17 protein-coding genes are annotated in these 25,356 nt (G+C 58.8%); 1 reads left to right on the forward strand and 16 read right to left on the reverse strand.

Annotated elements, in window-relative coordinates:
- The 5 genes from E0E20_RS04580 to E0E20_RS04600 form a co-directional block, all read right to left on the reverse strand.
- The gene (locus E0E20_RS04580; protein WP_130837033.1) at positions 1-981 is read right to left on the reverse strand and encodes an ABC transporter permease; all 981 of its coding nucleotides are present in this window, start codon (positions 979-981) and stop codon (positions 1-3) included.
- Positions 978-2,498 carry a sugar ABC transporter ATP-binding protein gene (locus tag E0E20_RS04585; RefSeq protein ID WP_130837034.1) on the reverse strand — a complete coding sequence of 507 codons (1,521 nt, stop codon included), beginning with the start codon at positions 2,496-2,498 and terminating at the stop codon, positions 978-980. The genes E0E20_RS04580 and E0E20_RS04585 overlap by 4 nt, the downstream gene beginning before the upstream one ends.
- A 197-nt stretch (positions 2,499-2,695) precedes the next feature.
- Positions 2,696-4,579 carry a sensor histidine kinase gene (locus E0E20_RS04590; RefSeq protein ID WP_130837035.1) on the reverse strand — a complete coding sequence of 628 codons (1,884 nt, stop codon included), beginning with the start codon at positions 4,577-4,579 and terminating at the stop codon, positions 2,696-2,698.
- Between the two features lie 37 nt (positions 4,580-4,616).
- Entirely contained in the window at positions 4,617-6,185 is a 1,569-nt protein-coding gene (locus E0E20_RS04595) for a response regulator transcription factor (protein ID WP_165443976.1), read from the reverse strand.
- Complete coding sequence (locus E0E20_RS04600; RefSeq protein WP_130837037.1) at positions 6,182-6,916, reverse strand: L-rhamnose mutarotase; 735 nt, start codon at positions 6,914-6,916, stop codon at positions 6,182-6,184. The genes E0E20_RS04595 and E0E20_RS04600 overlap by 4 nt, the downstream gene beginning before the upstream one ends.
- A gap of 243 nt (positions 6,917-7,159) precedes the next feature.
- On the opposite strand from E0E20_RS04600, the gene E0E20_RS04605 reads away from it, so the two are divergent.
- Positions 7,160-8,191, forward strand: coding sequence for a DegV family protein (locus E0E20_RS04605; protein ID WP_130837038.1), 1,032 nt, complete (start codon positions 7,160-7,162; stop codon positions 8,189-8,191).
- Here E0E20_RS04605 and clpB read toward each other — a convergent pair whose 3' ends face one another.
- The 11 genes from clpB to E0E20_RS04655 form a co-directional block, all read right to left on the reverse strand.
- Positions 8,192-10,861, reverse strand: coding sequence for an ATP-dependent chaperone ClpB (clpB, locus tag E0E20_RS04610; RefSeq protein ID WP_130837039.1), 2,670 nt, complete (start codon positions 10,859-10,861; stop codon positions 8,192-8,194).
- Between the two features lie 2 nt (positions 10,862-10,863).
- On the reverse strand, positions 10,864-11,016 hold the full coding sequence (locus E0E20_RS13855) for a hypothetical protein (RefSeq protein ID WP_165443977.1): 153 nt from the start codon (positions 11,014-11,016) through the stop codon (positions 10,864-10,866).
- Between the two features lie 211 nt (positions 11,017-11,227).
- On the reverse strand, positions 11,228-11,902 hold the full coding sequence (locus E0E20_RS04615) for an HdeD family acid-resistance protein (RefSeq protein WP_130837040.1): 675 nt from the start codon (positions 11,900-11,902) through the stop codon (positions 11,228-11,230).
- Complete coding sequence (gene yihA / locus E0E20_RS04620) at positions 11,899-12,510, reverse strand: ribosome biogenesis GTP-binding protein YihA/YsxC (RefSeq protein ID WP_130837041.1); 612 nt, start codon at positions 12,508-12,510, stop codon at positions 11,899-11,901. The genes E0E20_RS04615 and yihA overlap by 4 nt, the downstream gene beginning before the upstream one ends.
- Positions 12,511-12,554: 44 nt before the next feature.
- Positions 12,555-13,865, reverse strand: coding sequence for an ATP-dependent Clp protease ATP-binding subunit ClpX (clpX, locus tag E0E20_RS04625; protein WP_130837042.1), 1,311 nt, complete (start codon positions 13,863-13,865; stop codon positions 12,555-12,557).
- 9 nt (positions 13,866-13,874) lie between these two features.
- Positions 13,875-14,474 carry an ATP-dependent Clp endopeptidase proteolytic subunit ClpP gene (gene clpP / locus E0E20_RS04630; RefSeq protein ID WP_130837043.1) on the reverse strand — a complete coding sequence of 200 codons (600 nt, stop codon included), beginning with the start codon at positions 14,472-14,474 and terminating at the stop codon, positions 13,875-13,877.
- 185 nt (positions 14,475-14,659) lie between these two features.
- Positions 14,660-15,964, reverse strand: a complete 1,305-nt coding sequence (tig, locus tag E0E20_RS04635) for a trigger factor (protein WP_130837044.1) — start codon at positions 15,962-15,964, stop codon at positions 14,660-14,662.
- A gap of 197 nt (positions 15,965-16,161) precedes the next feature.
- Positions 16,162-17,076, reverse strand: coding sequence for a CPBP family intramembrane glutamic endopeptidase (locus E0E20_RS04640; protein WP_130837045.1), 915 nt, complete (start codon positions 17,074-17,076; stop codon positions 16,162-16,164).
- Entirely contained in the window at positions 17,048-17,821 is a 774-nt protein-coding gene (locus tag E0E20_RS04645; protein ID WP_130837046.1) for an HAD hydrolase-like protein, read from the reverse strand. The genes E0E20_RS04640 and E0E20_RS04645 overlap by 29 nt, the downstream gene beginning before the upstream one ends.
- Entirely contained in the window at positions 17,818-21,771 is a 3,954-nt protein-coding gene (gene addA, locus E0E20_RS04650; protein WP_165443978.1) for a helicase-exonuclease AddAB subunit AddA, read from the reverse strand. Before addA ends, E0E20_RS04645 begins: the two co-directional genes overlap by 4 nt.
- Positions 21,772-21,875: 104 nt before the next feature.
- Positions 21,876-25,349: a PD-(D/E)XK nuclease family protein gene (locus tag E0E20_RS04655; RefSeq protein WP_130837048.1), complete on the reverse strand. Its 3,474-nt coding sequence runs from the start codon at positions 25,347-25,349 to the stop codon at positions 21,876-21,878.
- Positions 25,350-25,356: the final 7 nt, after the last annotated feature.

Consider the following 25,356-nt stretch of genomic DNA (forward strand, 5'->3'; position numbering starts at 1 on the left):
TCAGATCTCCCTTCTTCCCAGATTCTGCCGATTGATGGCGCGCTGTGTGAATACATTCAGACTGACGACCGCCAGAATGATGATGCCCTTTACGAGATTCTGTGTGATGGCATCAATCCCGACCAGCGGCAGCGCCTTGGCGATGATGGCAATGATCATCGCGCCCAGAAAGGTGCCGGCGACGCTTCCCCTTCCGCCGTTCATGGAAATGCCTCCGATGACGCAGGCTGCGATGACATCCATCTCCTTGCCGTACTGCATATTCGGCTGGGCCGACGCATAAATGGAAACGGAAAGGGCGCCGGAGATGCCGGCCAGCAGACCCATGACGGCATAAGCGGCCGCAATGGTTCTTGCCACATTGATGCCGGAGATCCGGGCCGCCTCCTTATTGGAGCCGACCGCATAGAAACGGCGGCCGAACCGGGTCCACCGCATGACAATGAAGAACAGAATGTAAGCCGCCAGAAGAATCAGATAAGGCCCTGCGGCCCCGTCCTTTCCGAAATCGGAAAATCCGGACACATCTTTTCCTGATGCCCATGCATTGTTGGAGATCACATAGGCCATGCCGCGCCAGATATACATGAAACCCATGGTACAGATGATCGGCGCAACCTTTCCCTTTGCGATCACAATTCCGTTCAGCATCCCGCAGCAAAGGCCGATCGCGGCGCCGATAACAAACAATAGCAGGGTATTGTGCAGAACATCGTATTTCTGCAGGAGACCGACGGTCATGCCTGCAAAAGCGAGGATCGATGTGATGGAAATGTCAATGCCCCCTGTCAGCATGACGCAGAGCATTCCCAGTGCCATCAGAAGCGTCAGCGCATTGTTCAGGAATATCTGCCGGACGTTGTTGAATGACAGAAACGACGGACTGAGAATCTCAATAACCGCCAGCAGCACGATCAGGACAAGAACCAGGCTGGCATCCCGGGAATCCGTTATTTTCTTCCAGAATGATTTTTTATTCATCCCCGCTCCTCCTTCCAGCCCGCAGACTTTTCCATTGCCAGACTGAGGATTTCCTCCTGCGTCACTTCCCCGCGGCTCAGACAACCGGTCACACGGCCCTTGCACATCACATAGATCCGGTCGCACATGCCGAGGGTTTCCGGCATTTCCGAGGAAATCATCAAAATGCCGTATCCCCGGCCTGCCAGTTCTCCCATGATCATATAAATCTCGGCCTTTGCGCCGACATCGACACCCTTGGTCGGCTCGTCCATGACGATGACCTTCATGTTCTTCTGCGCCAGCGCCTTGGCGACAACAACCTTCTGCTGATTGCCGCCGGAAAGAAAACTGACGGGATCAAAGATCGAAACCGCCTTGGTGTCCACCTCCTCCAGATGCTTTTTCGCGATCTCCCGCTCTTTCTTTTCATCGTTGAAGACGCCGCCCTTTGCAAGTTCCCGCCGAATGGGGAGCGTAACATTGCGTCCCAGTCCCCAGGAAAGGATCAGGCCCTGTTTCTGACGGTCCTCCGGCAGAAGAATCAACCCGGCCTTCATGGCATCGGCAGGTCTGCGGATGGTCAGCTCCCTGCCTTCAAGATAAACCCTGCCGGAATCCGCTCTTGTTATGCCGCAGGCAGCCTCCATGACTTCCGTACGGCCCGCCCCGACCAGCCCCGTCAGCCCCACAATCTCACCGGCGCGCACATGCAGGGATACATCCTCGAAGTAGCCCGTGCGGGAAAGCTTTTCCAGACGGAGCAGCTCCTTGCCGGGCTTCACTTCCGGCTTCGGATACATATCCGTAATTTCACGTCCGACCATCGCCTTGATGAGGTCGCTCTCCGGGATCTTATCCACTTCATAGGTCCCGATATAGCGGGAATCGCGGAAGACCGTCACCCGGTTGGCCAGCCGGTACATGTCCTCCATGCGGTGTGATATGAAAATTACCGAAATGCCGCTCTCCCGGAGCTGATCCACAATATGATAGAGTTCCTCTGATTCGGTCCTTGACAGCGCGGCGGTAGGCTCGTCCAGAATGATGATCCGCGCGTTCATGGACAGAGCCTTGGCAATTTCAACCATCTGCTGCTGAGCGACCGAAAGCGCTCCCATCTCTTCTGTCACACGAAAACCGGCATGGAGCCCTGCGAGAAGCTCCTCCGCCCTTTTGTTCATTTCATCCCACTGAATGATGCCGCCCCGGCTGAGCTGATGACCGATGAAAATATTCTCCGTCACGGAAAGCTCCGGATAAGACGTCGGATGCTGATACACTGCGGCAATCCCCGCATCCCGGGCGTCTCCCGGACCCCTGAAATGAACCTCTCTGCCGTCCAGGTACATTTTCCCCTCTTCGGCGGCATGGACACCGGTGATCACTTTGATGAAGGTGGATTTGCCGGCGCCGTTTTCTCCCATCAGAGCATGAACCTCCCCGCGGCGCAGCTCAAAATGGACTCTGTCCAGTGCTCTGACCCCGGGAAAAATCTTGGTGATGCCCTCCAGCTTCAGAATAATGTCCTCTGTCACGCCTGTCCTCCCCCTTGCCGGCGCTGCCGCAAAAAAAAGGAACAGGAAGGGGCGGAGCCCCGTTCCTCCTGCGGCAGTTCGTGACCGTTGTTAATTTCAACCATAAAAAGTATAGATTTGCAGAAAACAGGGAAACAGAGGAAAATCATTGGAAAAAGGGTAAAATTCTTCGAAATGATGAGCGCCGGGCCGCCGCTTCAGTACATTTTGGGCACACGCACCTCAACCTCCGTTCCTTCCCCGGGAACGGAGCGGAAAGAAAGTCCGCGGGACGGGCCGTACAGCAGCTGCAGGCGCAGATGTGTGTTGCAGATGGCGATATTGGTTCCGGAGCCGGCCTGCGGCGGCCCGCCGTCGAGAATCTGATTCAGTCTCTCTTCCGGAATCCCCACGCCGTTATCGGAAACCGTAATGACCAGATCTGTCATATGCGTGCCCGGGTCTGTCTCTTCCCAGGCCATAAGCACAACATCTCCCTCCTTGGACTCCTTTTCGTTGATGCCGTGCAAAATTGCGTTTTCCACGATGGGCTGCAGCACCAGGCTGGGAAGCGTGCAGTCCATAAGTGCGTCCGGCACGTCGATGTAAAAACGGATCCGGTCGCCGAACCGCATGTTCTGCAGAGCGACGTAGGCTTCCAGCTGCTGCAGCTCGTCGGCAAGGGTAGTCATGAACTTACCGCCGGCGAGCGCCAGTTTATAGAAGCGGGAAAGAGACTGAATTGCCCTTGACGCCTCCTCCGACCGGCCGGAAACATTGAGCCAGTTGATCATATCCAGCATGTTGTAAAGAAAATGAGGATTAATCTGCGCCTGCAGGGCTCTTGCTTCCGAGAGCTGGAGCCTGTCTTTCGTCTCCTCCTGCTCTTTCAGAAGACGGACGTTTTCCATTGCCGCCATATTATACGCTTCCATCAGACGCCCGATCTCATCACTGCTCTTCTCATTTTCCGGGAGCTTTTTCAGCTGTCCGTCCTGACGCACGCCTATATGCTGCGTCGCATAGGACAGGCGCTTTGTCATGGAATCGGAAAGTATCAGATGAAATGCCAGCACCGTCAGAATCACCGCCAGATAGATTTCAATTATCCTGGTAAAGAGCCGCTGTTCCTTCCGGAAAATACTGTCCGCCGGAATGCAGCACACCAGCCGCCAGTCCGTGCCGGTAATGTCGCGGTACGCCATATACACCTCGGAACCCAGAACTGAAATCTGCCGGAAATCCGTGCGGGAATCCACTGCCTCCGGTATGCCCGCATAGTCCATATGATACAGGCCGGCAAGGCCCTCATCCGAGGCAAGGACCAGATTGTCACGGCTGTTGACAAGATAGTAAACGCTGCCGTTGCCATGCCGGTTTTCCTGCAGAATCTGCCCGATCCTGCTGCTGTCAAAATAGACTGCGATGTACATATTGGCATATTTCAGCGCATTTGCGGCGCCGTCCGCGTCTGCACCGGCAGGCTCCGCATCCGAAACGCCGAAAGCCATGATCTTCTGCACATAGGCCAGATCTCCCAGTGTGTCTTTTTCCCTGTTGGTCAGATAAAAGGAGGGGCAGAAAAGGGAGGAACGTCCGGGCTGGCCCGCGAAAATACCGTACCAGTAGCTGGATCGGATCAAAGATACCGGTGCGAAAACATCGGTAAAGGAATAGTGGTCACAGACCGCCTGCAGGTCGTCATTGACATAAATACGGATGGCAGTCGCATTGGACTGCCTTTCCAGAGCCTGTACCGTCTGAAAAAAATCCCTGGCAAAGATGGCGGTCTGGGTTCGTCCCAGAAACTCCTCCACCTCCTCCGTACTGCTGACGCGGGATAAAAACGGCATGGTCGCCACCGTGCTCATGACCGTGCGGATGGTTTCCGTCGTTCCCTCGAGGGTGTTCGCCGTCTGTGTGATAATCATGCGCTCCGACTGAACCGCGTTGACCGTCATCGCCCTGCGTACCTGAATCAGAATGACGACAGAAACAATGGCCGTCACAGCCAGGGCAAGCAGATTGACAACCAAAAACTTGCTGCGTATGGAAAGTTCCCTGGACAGCCTGTGCCAGAGCCACGGGAAGAAGCGCATCATGCATCCTTAAAACCGGTCAGACCATACCGGCTGCCGCTCAGGATTCCCGGAATTCCGAGGGAGAGCAGCCATATTTTTTCCGGAAAAGCTTGCTGAAATAATTACTGTCGGAAAATCCCGTTACCGAAGAAATGTCGGCAATTCTGTTCCGGGGGTCCGCAAGAAGCTCTTTCGCTCTCTCAAGCCGACATTCGGTGATGTGCTGATTCAGCGTTTTGCCCGTCTCATTGCGAAACAGCGTACAGATATAGGAGGAAGACAGGTGGACGTATTCACTGATCGCTTTGATGGAGAGCGCGGGATCACTGTAGCACTCCGCGACATAGCTGCGGATCAGAGCGACCACGGGGGAGCACTCCGCATTTTTGCGCAGCGCCTGAAAATAGCGGTCCGTCTTCCGGTGCATCAGATCACGGAGACCGTATACGGAAACGCAAGCGGAAACCTGATTCCAGTTTGCCTTTCTGTCGTCCCGCTCACTTCCGGCACCGGCGAGGGCGGTTCGCTGATCCAGAAAGGTCAGCATCAGAATGCAGATATCCTTCAGTTGTCCGGGCAGAACGGTGCTGCCTCCCTTTCCCGTCGCCTTTTCCAGCAGCTGATCCAGATATGCGTCCACAGCCTCCTGCTTCTGCTCCAGCACAAGCTCCTGAAAATGCTCCACCAGTCTTTGTCCGGAAAGATCGGAAAAAAAAGCTCTGCCGTCCGTCTCCCGGTAGGGCAGGCAGGAATTCTCCGGGATAAAAAACGCCCTTTGCAGCCGGATAATGGCCGAATTATAGGAAGCATACAACTGCTCCGGACGGTCGACCTGTCTGCCCATGACAATATGGAAGCGAAGACCGGAGGAGCACAGAATCCCGGTCAGCCGGCTCCCCAAAAGCGCAAGCTGATGGTCTGACATCTCCCGTCTGCTGAAAAAAAGATACAGAAAGAGAGACGGATCCTTTATGGCATAGAGCCGCTCCAGACGCATGCTCCTGCAGAGCTGCTCCACACTGCCATCAAGCTTTTCCACAGCCCTGCCCGCTTCCTCCTGGCTGTGCTCTGTTCCGTAACATGGAAACAGCACACACAGACAGCCGTGCAGCTGTGAAGCCGGTATGCGGAAGCCGATCTCTTCAAGCTCATCCGCAGGCGTTCTGCCGATTTTATCCGCTTTTGTCAGCCGGACAGCAAGCGCGGCCTTCCTGCTGCGAAGCTCATCACTCAGATGCTGCCGCTCGCGTTTCTGCGCCCGAACCCGCTGGGCCGCCTCCTTCAGCGTCTCCCGCACCTCATCCAGCACAATCGGCTTCTCAACGTAGGAGACGGCTCTGAGCCTGATCGCCGCTTTCAGGTATTCTTTGTCAGAATAGCCGCTCATAAAGACAATGGCGATATCCGGGTACATTTCCTGCAACCGTTCCGCCATCTGAATGCCGTCCATCCGGGGCATCCGCACGTCGGTCAGCACGACATCCGGCGCAAAATCCGCACAGACCTCCAGTCCGTGCCGCCCGTCGTCCGCCGTGCGAACCTCATAAAAGCCCAGCGCCCCGTAATCCATACCGCTTTGAATGCCTTCGCGGGTCAGCTTCTCATCATCCGCAATCAGAAGATTCATGCCTGCGCCTGCACACCGCTCCCCGCGGCGCCGCTGTGAAAACCGATCCTCGTCACACGGGCATGACGCTCCCCGGTGATCCAGTCCACATCGTCCGTGATCCAGCTCATGATATCGAGCATGCCGGTTTCCCATGCAAGAACCTCGGCGCGGCTGTCGGCCGTTTCTTCTTTCTCCATGGAGGTATCGATCTCGTCATAGCCGAAGATATAGTCCTCCGCATTCCATATGGAGAAATTACTGTCGGGGCCGGGATCCGGCCTGCCTCCCCTCGCCGCTGCCAGCCCGTCATGGCGGCGCTTGTATTCCTCCCGCATACCCGGCTTCAGCTTCGTCACAAAGACCCTGTGCCGGATCAGCTCCTTGCTTTCCCGGACGATGCCGAAATCCTCATACATAAGCCGCATCCGGGAATCCGGTGCGCAGATCCAGCGGAAGCAGGAATTTTTCTGATCAAAAAGTTCCTTCAGACGTTTTCCGCCCCACGCAAAAGCGCTGTTCTCCCTCTCGCTCCCTGCTCCGCAGGGGCCCGGCGGCCGCTTCTTCCGGGACGTATCCTCATATATTTCATAATAACCAAAGACCAGACCCGCTGCGCTCCAGATGCTGAAATTACCTGCTCCCATTTCATCCAGCGTCCCGGTCACCGCTTCCCAGAGTTCCCCGAGTCCGGTGCGGAAGGAGGAAAAGCACCCGGGCCGAAGCTGCAGTGCGAAAGTATATCGTTCCATGCTCTGCCTTTCTTAAATCATACATTCTGTCCCTGTTCACCTCCAATATATCACAGCGAGGTCCCATTTTCTTCCTTTTTCTGCGCGCTCCTGTTTCCTGTGATATACTTTACAAAGGCTTTGCCGGCCGCCTGTGTCCCGAAACGACGCTCATCACAAGGCGGCTGACGGCGGTCTCTCCGACAGCGCAGGCTCTGCCGGAACTGTATCAGGTACCGAAAAACCTCCGAAAGGATCTCATGTATGAATTTCTCCAAAACGGCTGTCCTCTGCGATTCCGGCTGCGATGTTCCGCGGCAGCTCAGAGAACAATACGATATCCGCGTTGTCGACCTCATCGTCAACTACAGCGACCGCTCCTACCGGGACACCGAGCTCGAGGAGCTTGACCCGCTCTATGTCTACCGTCACTTTCACGACGAGATTCCCACGACCTCCGCGCTCAACACGCAGGAGGTCCTTGACGTGATCGCACAGGCCGTCGCCGACGGCTACGAGAACGTCATCGGCATCGGAATCTCCTCCGCCATGAGCGGCACATTCAACTGCATCCGCCTCGCACTCGAGGAGGCCGCCGACGAATACGACGGCATGAAGGTCTTCGCCTTTGACACCAGAAACATCTCAATCGGCAGCGGCTTCTTTGCAATCTGGGCCGCCGACCGGCTCGCCGCCGGCGGCAGCTTCGAGGAGGTTTCCGGTTCCCTGGAAAAGAAGCGGGACGATGTACACCTCGCGTTCTATATGGACACTCTCGAATACCTCCGGAAAGGCGGACGCATCACGCCCGCCGTCGCGATCATGGGCAAAATTCTGAACATCAAGCCCATCATCTCCGTCAACCGGAGCGGCGTATACTACACCGTCGGCAAGATACGAGGCTCCGCCCGGGCTGTCAGAACGCTCGTCGACCACATTCTTTCATTTCATCCGGACCCGGAGAAAACATGGTTCGCTCTGGAAAACGGGGACGGCCCGGAATTTGCCGCGCAGGCAAAGGCGATGATTCTGGAACGCCTCCCGGGAGCAAAATTCCTTATTGAAAAGCAGATCGTCCCCACCATGGCCATCCACACCGGCCCCGGGCTTCTCGGCATCGCCACGCTCTGCCTTGACTCCGCCGGCGGCGCTCCCCGCAGCGCCTCCCCGGTCTCTCCCTTGGAAGAAATTCACGAGAAGATCTCCGGAACCGTGAGCAGCCTCGAAAAGACCTTTGAGGAGCAAAAAAACCGGCTGGAGGAGAAGTTGGAAGAAAAAATTCACCGCGGCCGCTGATCACCGCACGGACCGCACGGCCGGAATAAGGCCGTCCGGCCCGCAGCCGATCTCAATCACCGCTCCCGCGGGCACCTCGTCCGCAAGGATCAGCTTCGCCGTCATCGTCTCCACATGCTTCTGAATAAAGCGCTTCAGCGGCCGGGCCCCGAACGACGGGTCATAGGCCTCTTTCGCAATGTATTCCGCCGCCTCCGCCGTAAGCTCCACCCGGAGCTCGCGGTCTGCAAGACGCCGGTTCAGATCCTCCATGATAAGCCCGATAATTCCCGCAATATTGGCACGGGAGAGCGGCTTGAAAAGAATGATCTCATCAAGGCGGTTCAGAAACTCCGGGCGGAAATGTCCCCGGAGCTGCGCCTCGATCGCCTCCTCGCAGGCCTCCGAAATCGAGTAGTCCTGCGGCGCGCCGTTTTCTGTTCCGCCGTCTCCGGCCGCGCGGCCGCCCTGCGCCTCCTGCTGCTCCAGATCTGCCAGAATATCCTGCGCCCCGAGATTCGAGGTCATGATAATGATGGTGTTCTTGAAATCCACCGTCCGCCCCTGCGAATCGGTGATCCTCCCGTCATCCAGCACCTGCAGCAGAATATTGAACACATCCGGATGCGCCTTTTCCACCTCGTCGAACAGAACCACCGAATACGGCTTTCTCCGCACTGCCTCGGTCAGCTGTCCGCCCTCCTCGTAGCCCACGTAGCCCGGGGCCGCGCCGATCAGACGGGAAACCGAGTACTTCTCCATATATTCGCTCATGTCGATGCGGACCATATTGCGTTCCTCATCGAACAGCGCCTGCGCCAGCGCCTTGGCCAGCTCCGTCTTGCCGACGCCGGTGGGCCCGAGGAACAGGAAAGAGCCGATGGGCTTCGTCGGGTCCTTGATCCCGGCCTTGCTGCGCATGATCGCCTCCGCGACCCTCTGCACCGCGTCGTCCTGACCGATCACTCTCCGGTGCAGCTCCCGATCCAGATGCAGCGTCTTGCTGCGCTCGCTCTCCGTCAGCTTCTGAACGGGGATTCCGGTCCAGCGGGAAATGATCGCGGCGATCTCCTCCTCCGTCACTTTTTCATGGACGAGAGACAGCGCCTTTTCCCGTATTCTCGCCGTCTCCTCCTCAAGCCTCTTCTGCAGCTCCGGGAGCTTCCCGTACTGAAGTTCTGCCGCCTTATTGAGGTCGCCGCTCCTCTGGGCGCTCTCCAGCTCGGCCCGGGTGCGCTCCAGCTCTTTCCGGAGCTCGGACTGCCGCCCGACCTCGGCCTTTTCATTCTCCCACTGCGCCGTTTTGGCCGCCGACTCGGCCTGAAGCTCCGCCAGCTCTTTCTGCAGATCGGCGAGGCGTTCCTTTGAGATCCGGTCGTCCTCCTTCTGCAGGGAAATTTCTTCCATTTTGAGCAGATTGATCCGGTGCTCCAGCTCGTCGATCTCGGTGGGCTTTGAATCCATCTGCGTCTTGATCATGGCGCAGGCCTCATCCACAAGGTCAATCGCCTTGTCCGGCAGAAAACGGTCCGTGATGTAGCGGTTCGAGAGCACCGCCGCCGAAACCAGCGCATTATCCTGTATGGAAACCTTATGATAATTCTCAAAGCGGTCTTTCAGTCCGCGGAGAATGGAAATGGTGTCCTCCACGGTCGGCTCATCCACCATGACCGGCTGGAAACGGCGGGCCAGCGCCGTGTCCTTTTCGATATACTCCCGGTATTCATTCAGCGTCGTCGCACCGATGCAGTGCAGCTCGCCCCTCGCCAGCATGGGCTTGAGCATATTTCCGGCATCCAGCGCGCCGTCCGTCTTGCCCGCGCCGACGATCGTGTGAAGCTCGTCAATAAAGAGAAGTATCTCTCCCTCGCTGCTCTTCACATCCTCGAGCACCGCTTTCAGACGCTCCTCAAACTCGCCGCGGTACTTGGCGCCTGCTACAAGAGAGCCCATATTCAGGGAAAATATCTTCTTGTTTTTCAGATTCTCCGGCACGTCCCCCGCCACAATGCGCTGCGCAAGCCCCTCGACGACCGCCGTCTTGCCGACGCCCGGCTCACCGATCAGAACCGGATTATTTTTTGTTTTGCGCGAAAGAATGCGGACGATATTGCGGATCTCCTCGTCGCGTCCGATCACCGGATCGAGCTCGCCCTTTTCTCCTGCCCGTCTTGCCGCCGAGACAAGCTCCGTCCCGTACTTTTCCAGCGTGTCATAGGTCGCCTCGGGGTTGTCGCTGTCAACGCTCCGGCTGCCGCGGACAGAGGCCAGCGCCGAAAGAAAGCCGTCGCGACTGATATGATATTCCTCAAACAGCGCGCGCACACTGCGGCTTCCGCTCCGGAGCAGTGAAAGGAACAGATGCTCTACGGAGACATAGGCGTCTTTCAGGGCTTTCGCCTCTTCCTCCGCGCCGATCAGTGCCTTGTTGCAGTCGCCGCTCACATAGAGTTGCGCGCCGCTTCCCTGCACTTTCGGCAGCCCCTCCACAAGCCTTTTGGCACGCCCGGTAAATTCCACGGGATCGATTCCCATTTTTTCAATCAAACCCGCGATCAGCGAGTCCTCAAGTGTCAGAAGCGAGTACAGGAGATGCTCCTGCTCAATCTGCTGATTTCCGTATTCATAGGCAAGCTGCTCACAGCGGTTCACCGCCTCAACCGATTTTTGCGTAAATTTCTGAATGTTCATCGTCATCCTCCATGCTGAAGCACCTTGTGCGAGGCACGCATCGTAAAATCCGCGCAGGCGGTTTTACGATTGCGATCAGGGGCGATTTGGGCTTCGATGCAAATCGCCGTGCGAAAAATCACCGCATCAGCGTGATTTTTCGCACTATCCTCCATGCCGAAGCGCTCTCTCCGCGGCGCATACGCCCTCACAACTCCACGGCATTCATTTTCTTTTATTGTTCTATATGAACTATAACACGCATTCTCCTTTCGTCAAGCACTCATTTCTTAAAAAAACGTAAAACCGCCGGAGCAGCTCTCCCGAGAAATGCTCCGGCGGCCGGAAAGCTCTTATTCACTGCCTCAAGCCGTGTACTTTAATCCATCAGTCCATTGTTTCCGGTTCTTCGGCCGCACCAGCGGCCACATCTGCCGCCGGTTCTGCCGGCGAAACCGGCGAAGCCGTCTGCACGGCCGTTCTCTGCCGGTACCCTTTCACGGCGCACCGGAGCCCGTAGAGCACCGCCGCCTCCGTCACGCCGTTCAGAATGAGTATCACCCCGATCAGCTTCACAAGAATTTTTGCCAGCATATCCGGACGGATGATCAGCACCACGCCGAACGCAATCAGAACCGCGCCGATCAGCAGCGTAGCCCACCAGCGTGGGAAGCCTGCCCGCGCCATTCCGAACGACTCAAAAATATCATTGACGCCGCTCACGCAGATAATAATACCGATCGCCACAGAAAACAGCGCCGTCGGATCCTGCGGGTTCCGGTACACCCAGATTCCCAGCACGATGAGCGCCGCGCCGCCGACAAGGGAAGCCGCACCGGTAAGAGAGCCGTCCCGCCTCACGAGAAACGCCGCCACCGCCGCCGCGCCCGAAAGCGCGAGCAAGGCGCCGAAAACGCGGAATGCGACGGCAATCGCGGTCCCGCTCCACGCAAAGAGCACCGCGCCGCACACAATGCTCACCGCCGCCGCAAGAAGCCGGTTAAAGCGAACCTGCTTCAAACGATTCTGCAGTCTGTCTCCCGCGTTCTTCTCTCCGCTCATGTCAGCAGTCCCTCCATGACCTCCAGAATTTCATCCCGGCCGCTCTTCGAGAGTCCCGACCAGACCAGCACCCGCATATCGCCGGTGCCCGACGCCCGGATCCGACTCTTCGCCTCCAGTATATCACGCAGCCTCTTCGTCTGCCCAGCAATCTGACTGCGGTTTAGCTTATCCGCTTTCGTCGCAATGATGATCGGCGCAAAGCCCGCCTGCAGGATCCAGTCGTACATCATGACATCGTGACCCGAGGGCTCATGACGGATATCCAGAAGAAGAAATACCGCCCGCAGAGCGCCGCTCCGGTTCAGATATCTCTCAATCATCCGTCCCCACTGCTCCCTTGCCGCCGACCCCGCCGTCGCATAGCCGTAGCCCGGCAGATCGACCAGATAGAACTCCTCATTGACGTTATAGAAGTTGATCGTCTGCGTCTTGCCGGGCTTTGCGCTGGTACGTGCATAGGAGCGGCGGTTCGTCAGTCCGTTGATGAGCGTGGATTTTCCGACATTGCTCTTCCCCGCAAAGGCAAACTCCGGGAGCCGGTTCTCCGGCAGCGTGCTCGTGACGCCGCATACCGTTTCCAGATTGACTGATTTTATTGTGAGCATCCGTCCCTCTTTCTCTGTACCCGGCCCCGTCCGCGCTGCTCTCTTCACTGCGCCATCAGCTCTTCGGGACGCCGGCGCAGCGCATCCTCGCCTCGGTGCACAATCAGCGGTCTGCCCGTTCCGTCCACTGCCTCTTTCGTGATGATGCACTCCTCGATCGTCTCGTCCGAGGGAATCGCATACATGACGTCCATCATCACCTTTTCCATGATGGAACGCAGCCCGCGAGCGCCTGTCCGCCGTTCCACGGCGAGCTCCGCAATGGCGGCGATCGCATCCGGCTGGAAGCTCAGACGGCAGCCGTCAAAGGAAAACAGCTTCTGATACTGCTTCACCAGCGCGTTTTTCGGCTCTGTGAGGATGCGAACCAACGCATCCTGATCCAGCCCGTCCAGCGAGATCGTCACCGGAACACGTCCGATAAATTCTGGAATCAGTCCGAACTTCACGAGATCCTGCGGCATCACCTCTTTCAGCGTGGCGCCGATATCCTTGACATCTTTCTGCGCAACGTCTGCATGAAAGCCCATGGAACGGTGATCCAGACGCGCGTTGATGATCTTTTCGATCCCGTCGAATGCGCCGCCGCAGATGAACAGGATGTTCTCCGTATTGATCTGAATCAGCTCCTGATGCGGATGCTTGCGGCCGCCCTGCGGGGGAACCGACGCCTCGGTGCCCTCCACGATTTTGAGAAGCGCCTGCTGGACGCCCTCGCCGGAAACGTCGCGCGTGATGGAGACATTCTCGCCTTTCTTCGCGATCTTGTCGATCTCGTCGATGTAAACGATACCGATCTCCGCGCGGGCCACGTCGTAATCCGCCGACTGAATCAGCTTCAGAAGAATGTTCTCAACATCCTCTCCGACATATCCCGCCTCCGTAAGCGTCGTGGCATCCGCGATGGCAAACGGCACATTCAGGATCCGCGCCAGCGTCTGCGCCAGATAGGTTTTTCCCGATCCGGTCGGACCGAGCAGCAGAATATTGCTCTTCTGCAGCTCAATGTCATCCTTGCGCCGGGCTCCCGGTGCCTTGATTCTCTTATAATGATTGTATACCGCGACAGAAAGAACCTTTTTGGCCTCCTCCTGCCCCACAACATATTCATCGAGGAAGCCCTTGATCTCCGCCGGCTTCAGGAGATTGATGTCCGCCGCAGGATCGCGGGTTTCCAGCTCTGCGCCCGCGGCGCTCTCCTCCTCGTCGATAATGTCATTGCAGATTCCGACGCATTCATCGCAGATAAAGATTCCATCCGGACCTGCGATCAGCTTGCGGACCTGATTCTCGGTTCTTCCGCAAAAGGAGCATCTCCTCAGCGATCCGGGTTCCATTTTCGTAGGATCTGACATAACTCAACCTCAGCCTGTGATTTCTTTTCTCGTTGTGTAAATCTGATCGATCAGACCGTATTCCTTTGCCTCTTCCGCCGTCATCCAGTTGTCGCGGTCGGTGTCGCGGACCAGCTCCTCATAGCTGCGGCCGGTGTTCTCGGCAAGGATGCGGTTCATCCGCTCCTTGGTGCGCGCCATATGCTGCGCCTGAATCGCGATATCCGAGGCCTGCCCCTGCGTACCGCCGAGGGGCTGATGGATCAGAACTTCGGAATTGGGCAGTGCAAAGCGTTTGCCCCGCGTGCCGCCGGCCAGCAGGAACGCGCCCATGCTCGCCGCCATGCCGACACAGATCGTGGAGACGTCGCACTTGACGAAATTCATCGTGTCGTAGATCGCCATGCCGGCCGAAATGGAGCCGCCGGGGCTGTTGATATAAAACTGAATGTCTTTCTCCGGATCCTCTCCCTCAAGAAAGAGCAGCTGCGCGACGACCAGCTCCGCCGTCTGATCGTTCACCTCGTCACCGAGGAACACGATCCTCTCTTTCAGAAGTCTGGAAAAAATATCATAGGAACGCTCGCCGTTCCCGGTCTGTTCAACAACATAAGGAATATATCCCGCCATGTATCTGTCACCCTCCATTCATCTGTGAATGTATTCATCTGTGAATGAACATTAAGGGCGCCGCAGCGGCCATATCTGTCTGGCAGCGCCGCAGTCGCCCTGTATCATACTGTAATCCATGCTGATGCCGTGTATCCGTCCGCGCGCAAAACCGGTCTCCCGCAGAGACGGAGCGCCACAGACAATCAGTCCTTTTTCTCTTCCTCGACCTCTTTTGCGCTGCCTGCAACAAACTCAACCGCTTTCTGCACGGCAATGTCTTTCAGCATCTGCTCTTTCTGGCTTTCCACCAGCTCTCTGACCTTGTCCGCATCCATCTTGTACTGCTCCGCCATCTTGCGGATCTCTTCGCTGTAATCGTCCTCCGTCGCCTCGATGCCCTCGGTCTTCACGATCTGCTCGAGCACCAGTCTTGTCCGGATGCGCTTCTCTGCCTCGGGGCGAAGCGTTTCCGCCATCTTGGCTCGGTCCGTTCCCGTATACTGGAAATACTGCTCCATCGTGAGTCCCTGCTGCATGAAGCGCTGACCCCATTCCTCGATCATCTGATCGACCTGCGTATCCAGCATGGGCGCCGGGATCTCAATCTTCGCATCCGCAGCGATGCGGTCGATCGCCTCGTTCTCTTTCGCATTCTTCGCGTTCTCAAGCTTTCTGGCCTCGAGCTGCGTGCGAAGCTCCGCTTTCCAGTCCTCGACGGTAGAGCCGTTCTCGCACTTCTCATCCGCAAACTCGTCGTTCAGCTCCGGAAGAACCTTTTCACGGATCGAATGAACAGTGCATTTGAAAACCGCCGGCTTGCCGGCCAGCTCTTTTGCCTGATACTCCTCGGGGAACGTCACGTTCACTTCTTTTTCGGCGCCGATCTCCGCGCCGATCAGCTGATCCTCAAAGCCGGGGATAAACGAGCCGGAGCCGATGGTCAGCGCATAGTCCTCACCCTTGCCGCCGTCAAACGCGACGCCGTCCACGAAGCCCTCGAAATCCAGCTTCACCTCGTCGCCGGCCTTTACGGCGCGGTCTGTCACCTCGGCGAAGCTCGCGCTTCTCTCGAGCTCCTTATTGATCTCGTCCATGACCTCTTCCTCGGTCACCTCAACGTTCTGCTTCTTTACTTCAATGCCCTTGTAGCTGCCAAGCTCCACCGGAGGCTTGACCGCAACCTCTGCCGTATAGATGAATTCCTTGCCGTGTCCGAGCTGCGTCACGCCGATCTTCGGCATGGAGGTGATCTCCTCGCCGCTCGCCGCCGCCTCGGCCGGATACGTGGAATTGATGACGTCGTTCGCCGCATCCTCATAGAAAATGCCTTCGCCGTACATCTTCTCAATCATTTTACGGGGAGCCTTGCCCTTGCGGAAGCCGGGAACAGATATGCTGTTTCTCTGTCTGCCATATACCTTATCGACTGCTTTCTCGAACGCCTCTGCGGGCTCGGTGACAGTCAGTCTGACCATGCTGCCTTCCAGCTTCTCAACCGTAACGCTCATTTTATTTCTCCTCACTTCATCATTTTTTATTCATCGGTTTGCGGCTTCTGTCCGATTTCCCGCAAAACAGACCTGAACACAAGTACAGATGATTATAGCATACCGCTTTCAGAAAGCACTACTGAATTTCATAAAAAAAGAATAAAAAGATGGGCTTCGGGAGACGCAGAAACGGCGGAAATTCATGCAATAAGAGCTTACGGTCTATCTTTCATTCCTTTCCCCGTCCCGCGCATTCCTTCCCGTATCAAGAACGCAGCGCTCACTCCGGCCGCGGCAAGAAAAACGGCGGAGCCTCCGGGGCCTGCAATTCCCTCCGGGGCGCTTTGCAACACGCCGAGACCTCCAAGAGTAAAAATCACCGTATTTGTGAGTCCGTGCAGAAAAACGGGTATTCTGAGCTCCTCCGAGCTCTCATAAAGCAGAGACAGGACAAGTCCCATTGCAAAGCCGTACAGACCCTGCCGCAAATTCCCGTGCCACACGCCAAATAGCGCGGCCGATACCAGCGCCGCCGCGGAAACGCCGCCCGCGCGGCGGAGCCGCCCATAAACAACGCCCCGGAATATCAGCTCCTCTGCCAGAGGACAGACCAAACCGTAGCACAGAAAGGCGACCGGCCACACCGTTCGGAATACCAGCCCCTCCGCTTCTTTCCCTGTTCCCGCTTCGACGGGACCGCTCTGCATCAGGAGAATATTCAGCGCAAGGCCGAGACTGACGCACAGCGCCGCCGAGAACAGCTTCTCCCTCATCCGCCACGGGCTCCGCGGCCGGAGAGACACCTCCGGAAATCCCCTCAGAAACGACTCCCCGGCGCCGCGGCGCGCGGCAAGCTCTTCCGCAAGCCGCGCGGCGCCAAGCCCGGCTCCCGCCGCAAGCATCAGAACAAGCGCCTGCCATTCCCCGGGATATTCCGCGGGAAAATGAGCCGCCCATCCGCCGCCGGATGAGAACCGCTGCGAAAGCTCCGTCAGAAGAAGCTGCACGGCATCGCTCACCAGCACGAACAAAAGAAAAGGGAGGAAAACCGCACGCAGCAGGGCCGCCGGACGGCGGCTCCCTTTTTCATTTCTGCACTGCTCAGATCCTCGCTTCCGTTCCCGCCGCATCCGGCCCCTCCCCCAGAATCAGCCTGCGCAGCGCCTCCGCGTCCTCCGCGATGTATTCCGCTCCGGCTTCTTCAAGCTCCTCCCGCGAGCCGTAACCATAGAGCACACCCACGGGGAAGAGGCCGTTCGCCGCGGCTCCCAGCATGTCAAAGCTCCGGTCCCCGATCATCGCGGCCCGCGAAAGCACCTCCGGCCTCCCCGTTTTTTCCTCAAGGCTGCGAAGCGCAAGACGTACGATTTCCTCCTTGTCGCTGAACCGGACCTTTCCGTCACGCTCCCTCTCAATCGGAGAGCCGCAGATCACATCGAAATACGCTGCGATATCAAAATAAGAAAGGACGGTTCGTACATGCTCCTCCGGCTTGCTCGAGGCCACGGCGAGCCGGACGCCGCGCTCCCAGCAGGCCATAAGAAGCTCTTTCACTCCGGGATAGAGCGCATTTTCATAGATTCCGGTCACCGCATAGCGCTCGCGGAAAAATTCCACCGCCCGCCCGATTTCCTCCGGGGAAAGGCAGCAGTAGCGGGCAAAGCTCGCGCTGAGCGGCGGCCCCACGAAGTCCCGGAGCTCCGCTTCGCCCGGTATCGCCGCGCCAAGCTTCCAGAGCGCATACTCCACGGACCGGACGATTCCCGGCGCGGACTCCGTCAAGGTTCCGTCCAGATCAAACAAACAGCAGTCAAAACGGTTCATATTCTGTTCCTCTCCTCCCTCCGCATCCGCCCGGTATTGCCGCGCCGTCACGGAACCTCCGCCTCGCACTCCAGTGCAAACGACCAGATCAGCTTCTGCGCCGTCTCCATCTCCAGCATCGCGGACAGCGCCTCCGCATAATAATCAAGCTGAATCCGATAGCGTTCGGTCAGCTCCTCCGCCCGGCGCACATGATCTGTCTTGTAATCCACAATAATCAGCCGCCCGTCCTCGACAAAAAAGGCGTCGATGATTCCCTGAATCAGCATGGTTTCCTGTTCCGGAAACTGCGGATCAATCCGGCTTGCGGGAAGTCCCATGACAAAGGGCTGCTCCCGGCAGAGGACGCCGGCCCGCTCCGCCGCCGCCATACGCGCGCAGAGCGGAGAATGAAGAAACGGCAGAATGACCTCCGGGGTGAGAAGCTCCGCCTCCTCCGGCGTAAAGCTCCCGTCCGCCTCCAGTGAGGCTCTCCAGCGGAGAAAATCCTCTTTTGTCACCGATCCGAGCTCGGCAAACACCCGGTAATCAAGCCGCTCCATCCCGCGGTGAATCACCGTTCCTCTGGCCGCTCCCCCCCCGCCGTCTCCGGCCGTCCGGTCCGTCGGAAACAGGAACCGGCCCTCCTGCGCTTTTGCCGCACTCTCCTCATTGCTCCACAGGCGCTTCCCTGCGGCTCTCTTGAGCTCCGTGACGGTGGTCTTTGTATAAAGCCCGTGCAGCTCCTCATGGGCGTACCGGCGGGAGAAGCGCTCCGTCAGCCGCCGCGCCAGCTCCGGATCCGGGAGTCCTGCTGCGCCCCGCAAGACAGCCATCCGCTCTGCGGCGTCCAGCTCCCGCTGTCCGAGGAACAGCCTGTCCTGTTCCCCTGCCGCCGCAATCTCAAGCTCCTCCCCGTCGATACGCACAATCCGCAGCGGAACCGGCCCGCCGGTCTGCCGGGCCGCCTCGGCCGCATAGAGGAGGAAATCATAATAGCTTCTCGCGGAAAGAAGAAGCGACACCGGAAGCGGCGGCGTATCCCCGCTGCCGTCCTCTCTGTCCTGCCGCTCCTCTCCGGCCTGCTGCCCCTCCCGCACCGCCGCCGCGATGCGGAGCTCCCGCCTTGCCTCCTCCGTCTCATAATTTTTGCAGGAGCCGGTGATGATCAGCTTCTCTTTCGCACGGGTCAGCGCCACATACAGGACGCGCAGCTCCTCTCCGAGGCTGTCCGTGACGATATGATCCGCGATCACCTCCTTGCGGAACGTCGAGGAAGAAATACGCCGCTTCGTGTCGCACCAGTCGATGCCGATGCCCCACCGGCTGTCGCACAGCAGCGCCCCGGAGGCATCCCGGGTATTGATTTTCCGTGAGGTTCCCGCAAGGAAGCAGATCGGAAATTCCAGCCCCTTGCTCTTATGCACGGTCATCAGACGGACGACGTCTGCATTCTCATCGAGAATGTTCGCCTCGCCCATATCCACCTCGCGCTGGTGCATCTGATCGAGATAGCGCAGAAAATGGAACAGCCCGGAATAGGAGGTCTTCTCAAAATCGGCGGCAAGCGACATGAAAAGGCTCAGGTTCGCCGCCCTCTGCGCGCCTCCCGGGAGCGCTCTCACATAATCCTCGTAGCCCGTTCCCGAAATCAGCTCCTCCAGAAGCTCATGCACCGAGAGGAAGCGGAGCTTCTCCCTCAGTGCGCCAAGCTGCATCAGAAACCGCCTGCACTTCTCCGAGAGCGCCGGATCCCGTCCGTCCGGAGAACCGTTTCTTCCATCTGTCTCCCCTGCGCTCTTTCCGCCCGTCTCTCCCGCGGATGCGGCGGCTTTCTCTCCTGCCCTCTCTCCGGCAGACGCATACCATTCCAGCGCGTCAGACAGTCCTCCCTCCCGGCATGCTGCGCGGATCAGGGCACATTCCTCCTCGTCAAAGCCGCCAAAGAAGCCCCGCATCACGCCATAGAGCGGAATATCCTGCCGCAGATTGTCCAGCGCGCGGAGGAGCTGGATCAGCGTGCGGATCTCATCGGCCGCAAAGTATCCGGCGCGTGAAACGATATGGCAGGGGATTCCCTCCGCCTCAAAGACCTCGCGGAACTCATCCTCCCAGCTCGCCGCAGACCGCAGAAGAATCACAATGTCCTTAAAGCGCACGCGGCGGAGCTCCCCCGTCTGCGCGTCCGTCACCGTCTCCTCTTCCGTAAGGCGCCGGATGCGCTGGGCGATCATGAGAGCCTCCCTGCGCTTTGCGTTCATGCCGGTCAGCACGTCCCCGCTCTCCGCCTCGTCATCCTCTTCCCCCTCTTCACCGTTCTCACTCCCCGTGGAATCTGTTTTCTGATCCAGAATCCAGAACTCCGTCTCGAACATTTCCCCGCTGTGCGGCTGCGGCCTGCCGTCCTCCGTGTCCTCCGGCTCCCCGGGGTAATACGAGGCCCCGTGCCTTAACAGCGCATACTCGTCATAACGTATTCCGCCGATCTCCGGGCGCATGATCCGTTCGAACACACTGTTGACCGTGTCGAGCACCGCGAGCCGCGAGCGAAAATTCCGGTCGAGGTCGATGCGCTCGGTCCGCGGATCATCCGGACGGTACGAGGCATATTTTTCCATAAAAATCTCAGGACGCGCAAGACGGAATTTGTAGATGCTCTGCTTCACGTCGCCGACCATGAAGCGGTTGTTCTGTCCCTGCTCCTCCCTCGAAATCATGCGGAGCATCAGCTCCTGCACATCATTGCTGTCCTGATACTCGTCGATCAGTATCTCATAAAAATACTGCTGGTAGGCCTGCGCCGCCCGGCTCGGATGAACCCCGCCCTCCCCGTCGCGCACCGTCAGAATCTGCAGCGCAAAGTGCTCGAGGTCATCAAAATCAATGACGTTCCTCTCCCGCTTTGCCTCATGGAACGCGTCCATAAAGCGCCCCGCAAGACGGAGAAGCTCCCGGAGGGGGCCCGCCGCCTCCGCCATTTCCGCGGCAATCTGTCCGGGATCTGAGCCGAAATACCGCTTTCCCAAAGCCTGCATGCTCTTTTTGATGCGGTCGCGCTCTCCCTGCACCGCCCCTTTCCGCTCAGGCTCCACATCCGTATTGTTTCGTCCCACCGCCGGAATACGATCCCAGCTTCCCGTGCAGGCTGCGGAAAGAGCCTCCCACAGCCTTTGGTTTTCCTCGGCCGGTGTCCCTTTTCTGCCCTGCAGGTCCGGCCGCCCGCGCTCCGCAAGAGCCCGGCGCACGCCGCCGAAGAGCTGCTCTTTCTCTGCCCGGAGAAACTCCTCATAGGGATAGGGCCCTCCGGGGGCGAGAGACAGACGGATCAGCTCGTCGTACTCCCTGTCGTACTCCTCGAGGAGCGCCGCCTTGCGCAGAAGAAAATCCTCCGTCCATGCCGTGCACAGAAGCTCCTCCGCATCCTTGCAGTCATAATCCCTCTCCCGCTCCCGCAGCCATTCTGCGGGCCACGGGTGACTCTCGGCCTGACGGCAGAGCGCAAGGATTCTCTCTCCTAATGCCCGGTCGCTCATGTCCGGACAGAAATATTCCACACAGCGGTGAAAGGCCTCGCTTCCCTCCGCGTACATCTCCTCCAGCAGCGCTTCGAGCGTATCATTCCGCAGAAGCTCCGTCTCCATTTCATCCATCTGCCGGAAGCCGGGATCCAGACCGATATCTCCGAAATTATTGCGCAAAAGGAACGTACAGAAGCTGTCGATCGTCGTGATCTGGGCGTGATGCAGGAGCGTTTCCTGTCTCTGCAGATGGCGGTTCTCCGGGTCTTTTTCGAGCCGCTCCGCAATCGCCGCCGCGATCCTCTCCCGCATCTGCGCCGCCGCCGCGCGGGTAAAGGTCACAACAAGAAGACGGTCGACATCCAGCGGCGTCTCCCCCTCCGTGATCTCGCGGATGATGCGTTCCACAAGAACCGCCGTCTTGCCGCTGCCCGCCGCCGCGGAGACCAGAATGTTCCGTCCCCGCGCATCAATGACCTTTTGCTGTGCCTGAGTAAATTTCACGCTTATTTCCCCTTTATGTGCTTCACTTCCCAATGCTTCGTTTTCTGATGCTTCGTTTCCTGACGCTTCCTGCACAAGAACCTCATCTCCTGACGCGCCGCGGTCTAATGCTTCGTCTCATAGCCCGGCGTGCGCGGATCGAAGCCGCAGGCGTCCCGGTAGGGACACCATGTGCAGGCATTCTCCGTGCCGTTCCGGTACGGCTTCAGCTCGATATCGCCGTCCAGAATATTCCGTCCCATTTCCCGCATCACGGCCCGCGCAGCCTCCGCGAGGTTCTCGAAGCCCGCCTCATCAAAAAGCCGGGAGGACGTGCGCGCCGCGCCGTTTTTCAGATAGCTGACCGGGAGAAGCTCCGACGCCCCCGCCTCCCGGTTCGTCTCCAGCCGGTCGAGAACTCCCGGATCGGCGTTCAGCATGCCGGTCGGCCGCAGCGCACGGTTTCGCAGATGCTCCGCCGTCTCCGCATCCTCCCGGCGGGAAATGCCGATCAGAGGGTCCTGCATCCGGTAATAGAGCATGGCCGCCGGAATCACGCGGCGCGCTGGATGCCGTTCTTTCTCCCACGCAAGCGCCGCCAGCATGTAGACAAGAAGCTGGAGCTGCCGCCCCTCCCGGATCTTCGCGGGATTCAGCTCGCGGCTTCCCGATTTGTAGTCGATGATTCCGACATAGGAAGTCTCCCTGTCGAGGCAGATGTCGAGCCGGTCGATTCGGCCGCGCAGAATCAGGCGTTCTCCCGACTCTCCGTTCTCCCCATCGAGCGGAAGCTCCATACCGCGGGCGCTGCCGCTCCGCCCCTCCCCGAACGAAAGCTCAAAGGCCGCCGGTTCAAAGCGTCCGCCCCGAAGCTGCCTCTGCAGGCTCATGACGGTCCGCTCCAGTACCCGCTGCATCCGCATGAGAAGATAGCGGTTCCGCGCGGATGAAAGCAGAATCTGTCCGTCGTAGCGTTCCGCCTCCTCCCGCAGAATCCCGTCAAGAAGCGCCGACGCATCCTGCGCCGAGAAGTCGCGCCAGCTCAGCCTCCTCTCTGCAAGCGCAGCGGCAAAACGATCCAGACAGTCGTGCAGCACCGTGCCGGAATCCGTCGGCCGGAACACATATTCCTCTCTCTCCCGGAGCCGGAGACCGTACTGCAGAAAATGCCGGCCGTAGCAGTCCGCACAGCGTTCCAGCCGGCTCACACTTCCCATAAGCTCGGAGCCGTAAAGCCTTCCCGCGGCACTTCGGGAAAGAGGCTTCGGGCGATAACGCCTGAACGCCGCGTCCCGGAGCCGCTGCACCTCGCCCGCGCCGCGGCTCGCGCACAGCCCGTATATCGTGTACAGCTGCGCCCTTTCCCAGGACTCTCCCGGACCGCTGTACGCCCCTTCGGCGAAGCGGCGAAGCTCGGCGGAAAGAAAAACCCGGCTGTCCCGGAAGCCGGTCAGACGCTCCGCCGCCGGCGCGCTCTCCGGGAACGGGATTTTCCCGCCCGGCGCAGCCATAGGAAACAGCTTCTGCAGCGCGGTCATGAGATAAGACGGCCGGATGCTTTTTCCATCCTGTGACACCGCGCAGCAGGATACGCACAGCAGCTCCTGCGGCTTCGTGAGATTCAGATAGAGATAGAGGCGCTGAATATACATCTGCTGCCTCGGCGTCGGCGAAAGCTCCACGCCCGAGCCCTGCAGAAATTCACGGTCGAGATCGGAAATCAGGCCGCCCTTGGAAGTCCCTTTCGGAATATTCCCGTCATTCGCCCCGAGCACAAAGAGCACCTTCGTCTCCGTGAGCCGCGTCCTTTCCAGATCGCCGACAAGAACCGTGTCAGTCTGCTGCGGCAGCGTCCCCAGACGAATCTCCTCAAACCCGGTTTCCAGCAGCGCCATATAATCCTTTGCAGAAAGTATCTCACCCCCGAGAAGCTCACGAATCTGGGAAAGGAGGTCCTCCACCGCCGGGAAAATCTGCCGGTATTCGGCCGCGCGCACCGGGTCGCCCGCCGCGGCAAAACGCTCCGACAGCTCCTCCATCCGGGGGCCGCTCTCCCTCGACGCCAGAAATTCTTCCAGCTGCTCCGTCCGCTCCCCCGCCGTGCGCGCCTTTCCCTCCAGCGGCAAAAGCTCGAGCAGGACTCTCTGCCGGAGCTCCTCGCAGACCGGATTTTCAAAGCGGCTCTCCCAGCGCTTCCTGCTGCGGACGCCATGCTTCAGGCAGTAATTTTCCAGCAAATCCGTTTCATCCGCCGTAAGCCCCGTGAGGCCGCCCCGCAGATAATGAAACACCGCCTCATAGGACCAGCTTTCCGCCCGGACCCGCAGCGCACCCCGCACCGTCTCAATGAGGGGGTTATGGCGTATCTCTCTTGTTGTATCAAAATAGCACGGGATCCCGTACAGCAGCGCCTGCCTCCGGACAGGCGCCTCATAGGCGGCAAGATCACCGCAGACCACCGCAAAATCGCGGTAGCAGAGTCCCCGCTCCGCGATAAGCCGCTTCATCGCGATGCACATCTGCTGCGCCTCATTCTCCGGCGTCGAGGCCTCGAACAGACGAAACGCCGGGGCGACGAGCTCCGCGTCTCCCTGAAACGCCCTCGCCGGATAGCGAAAGAGAGAGCGCTCGAGATGCGCCAGCGCAGGATTCCCGGCAAAGCGGACAGGCAGGGACGGTTCCGCCCCGTCCGCCGCTTCCCCGGCACTCCCCAGAAAGACATCCTCTCCGTGCATGAGCCCCCGTTCCCCCGCAAGAGCGCCGAGATCGCGCACGGTCTTTCGCGTAAGATAAAACAGCTCCTGCCCGGAGCCTGCCGTACCGGACTGCACAGCCTGCGCCGGGAGCGGCCCGCCGTCGGGAGAAAACGTCAGGCTGATCCAGACCTCCGGCGCATACTGCATGAGCTGAAGCATCACACGGTACTGCACGGGGGTGAAGCCCGTAAAGCCGTCAAAAATGAACACAGAATCCGCCGCGAGACGGGAGGACGGAATCGCCTCCGCCACAAGATCCAGCGTCTCTTCAGACGTGATGAAGCGCTCTCTTTCATATTCCAGAAAACGGCGGTAAATCGTCTGAAGATCCCGGAGACGGGCCTCCAGCGCGCCGTGTTCCTTTGCATACGCGATCAGCGCATCGAGACCGTCCGGTGAAATTCTGTACTGCATGAACTCCGAAACGGCGGATTTTACCTCGGCGATATAGCCCTCGCGCCCGAGACTCGCGCCGAGCACCGGCAGCTCGTCGCCGAGCTTCCCTGCAAGGCGGCGGAGAATCAGGCTTTTCCCGATGTCTCCGATCACCGCCCGCTTCTCTGCGCCCGCCTCTTCAAAAATGCGGTGCGTAAGGCGGCCGAAGCTCAGGACATCCACATTCAGGATCCCTCCTGCCGGATGCGCTTTCACCAGCGCTTTCTGCGTCTCGAGCGTAAACTGCTCCGGCACAATGAAAATGAAATTTCCCGCCTCCGCACCGTTCCTCTCCATCCCGGGACGAAAACGAGCCCGCAGAGCCTCCTGCGCCCTGCGTATCATCTCCTTATGCAGATATGTGCTTTTCCCCGCGCCCGAGGCGCCGAATACGAAGTGATAGCTCATGTCCCGA

The organism is Lachnoclostridium sp. Marseille-P6806 (assembly GCF_900625025.1).
Classification (GTDB): domain Bacteria; phylum Bacillota; class Clostridia; order Lachnospirales; family Lachnospiraceae; genus CAG-791.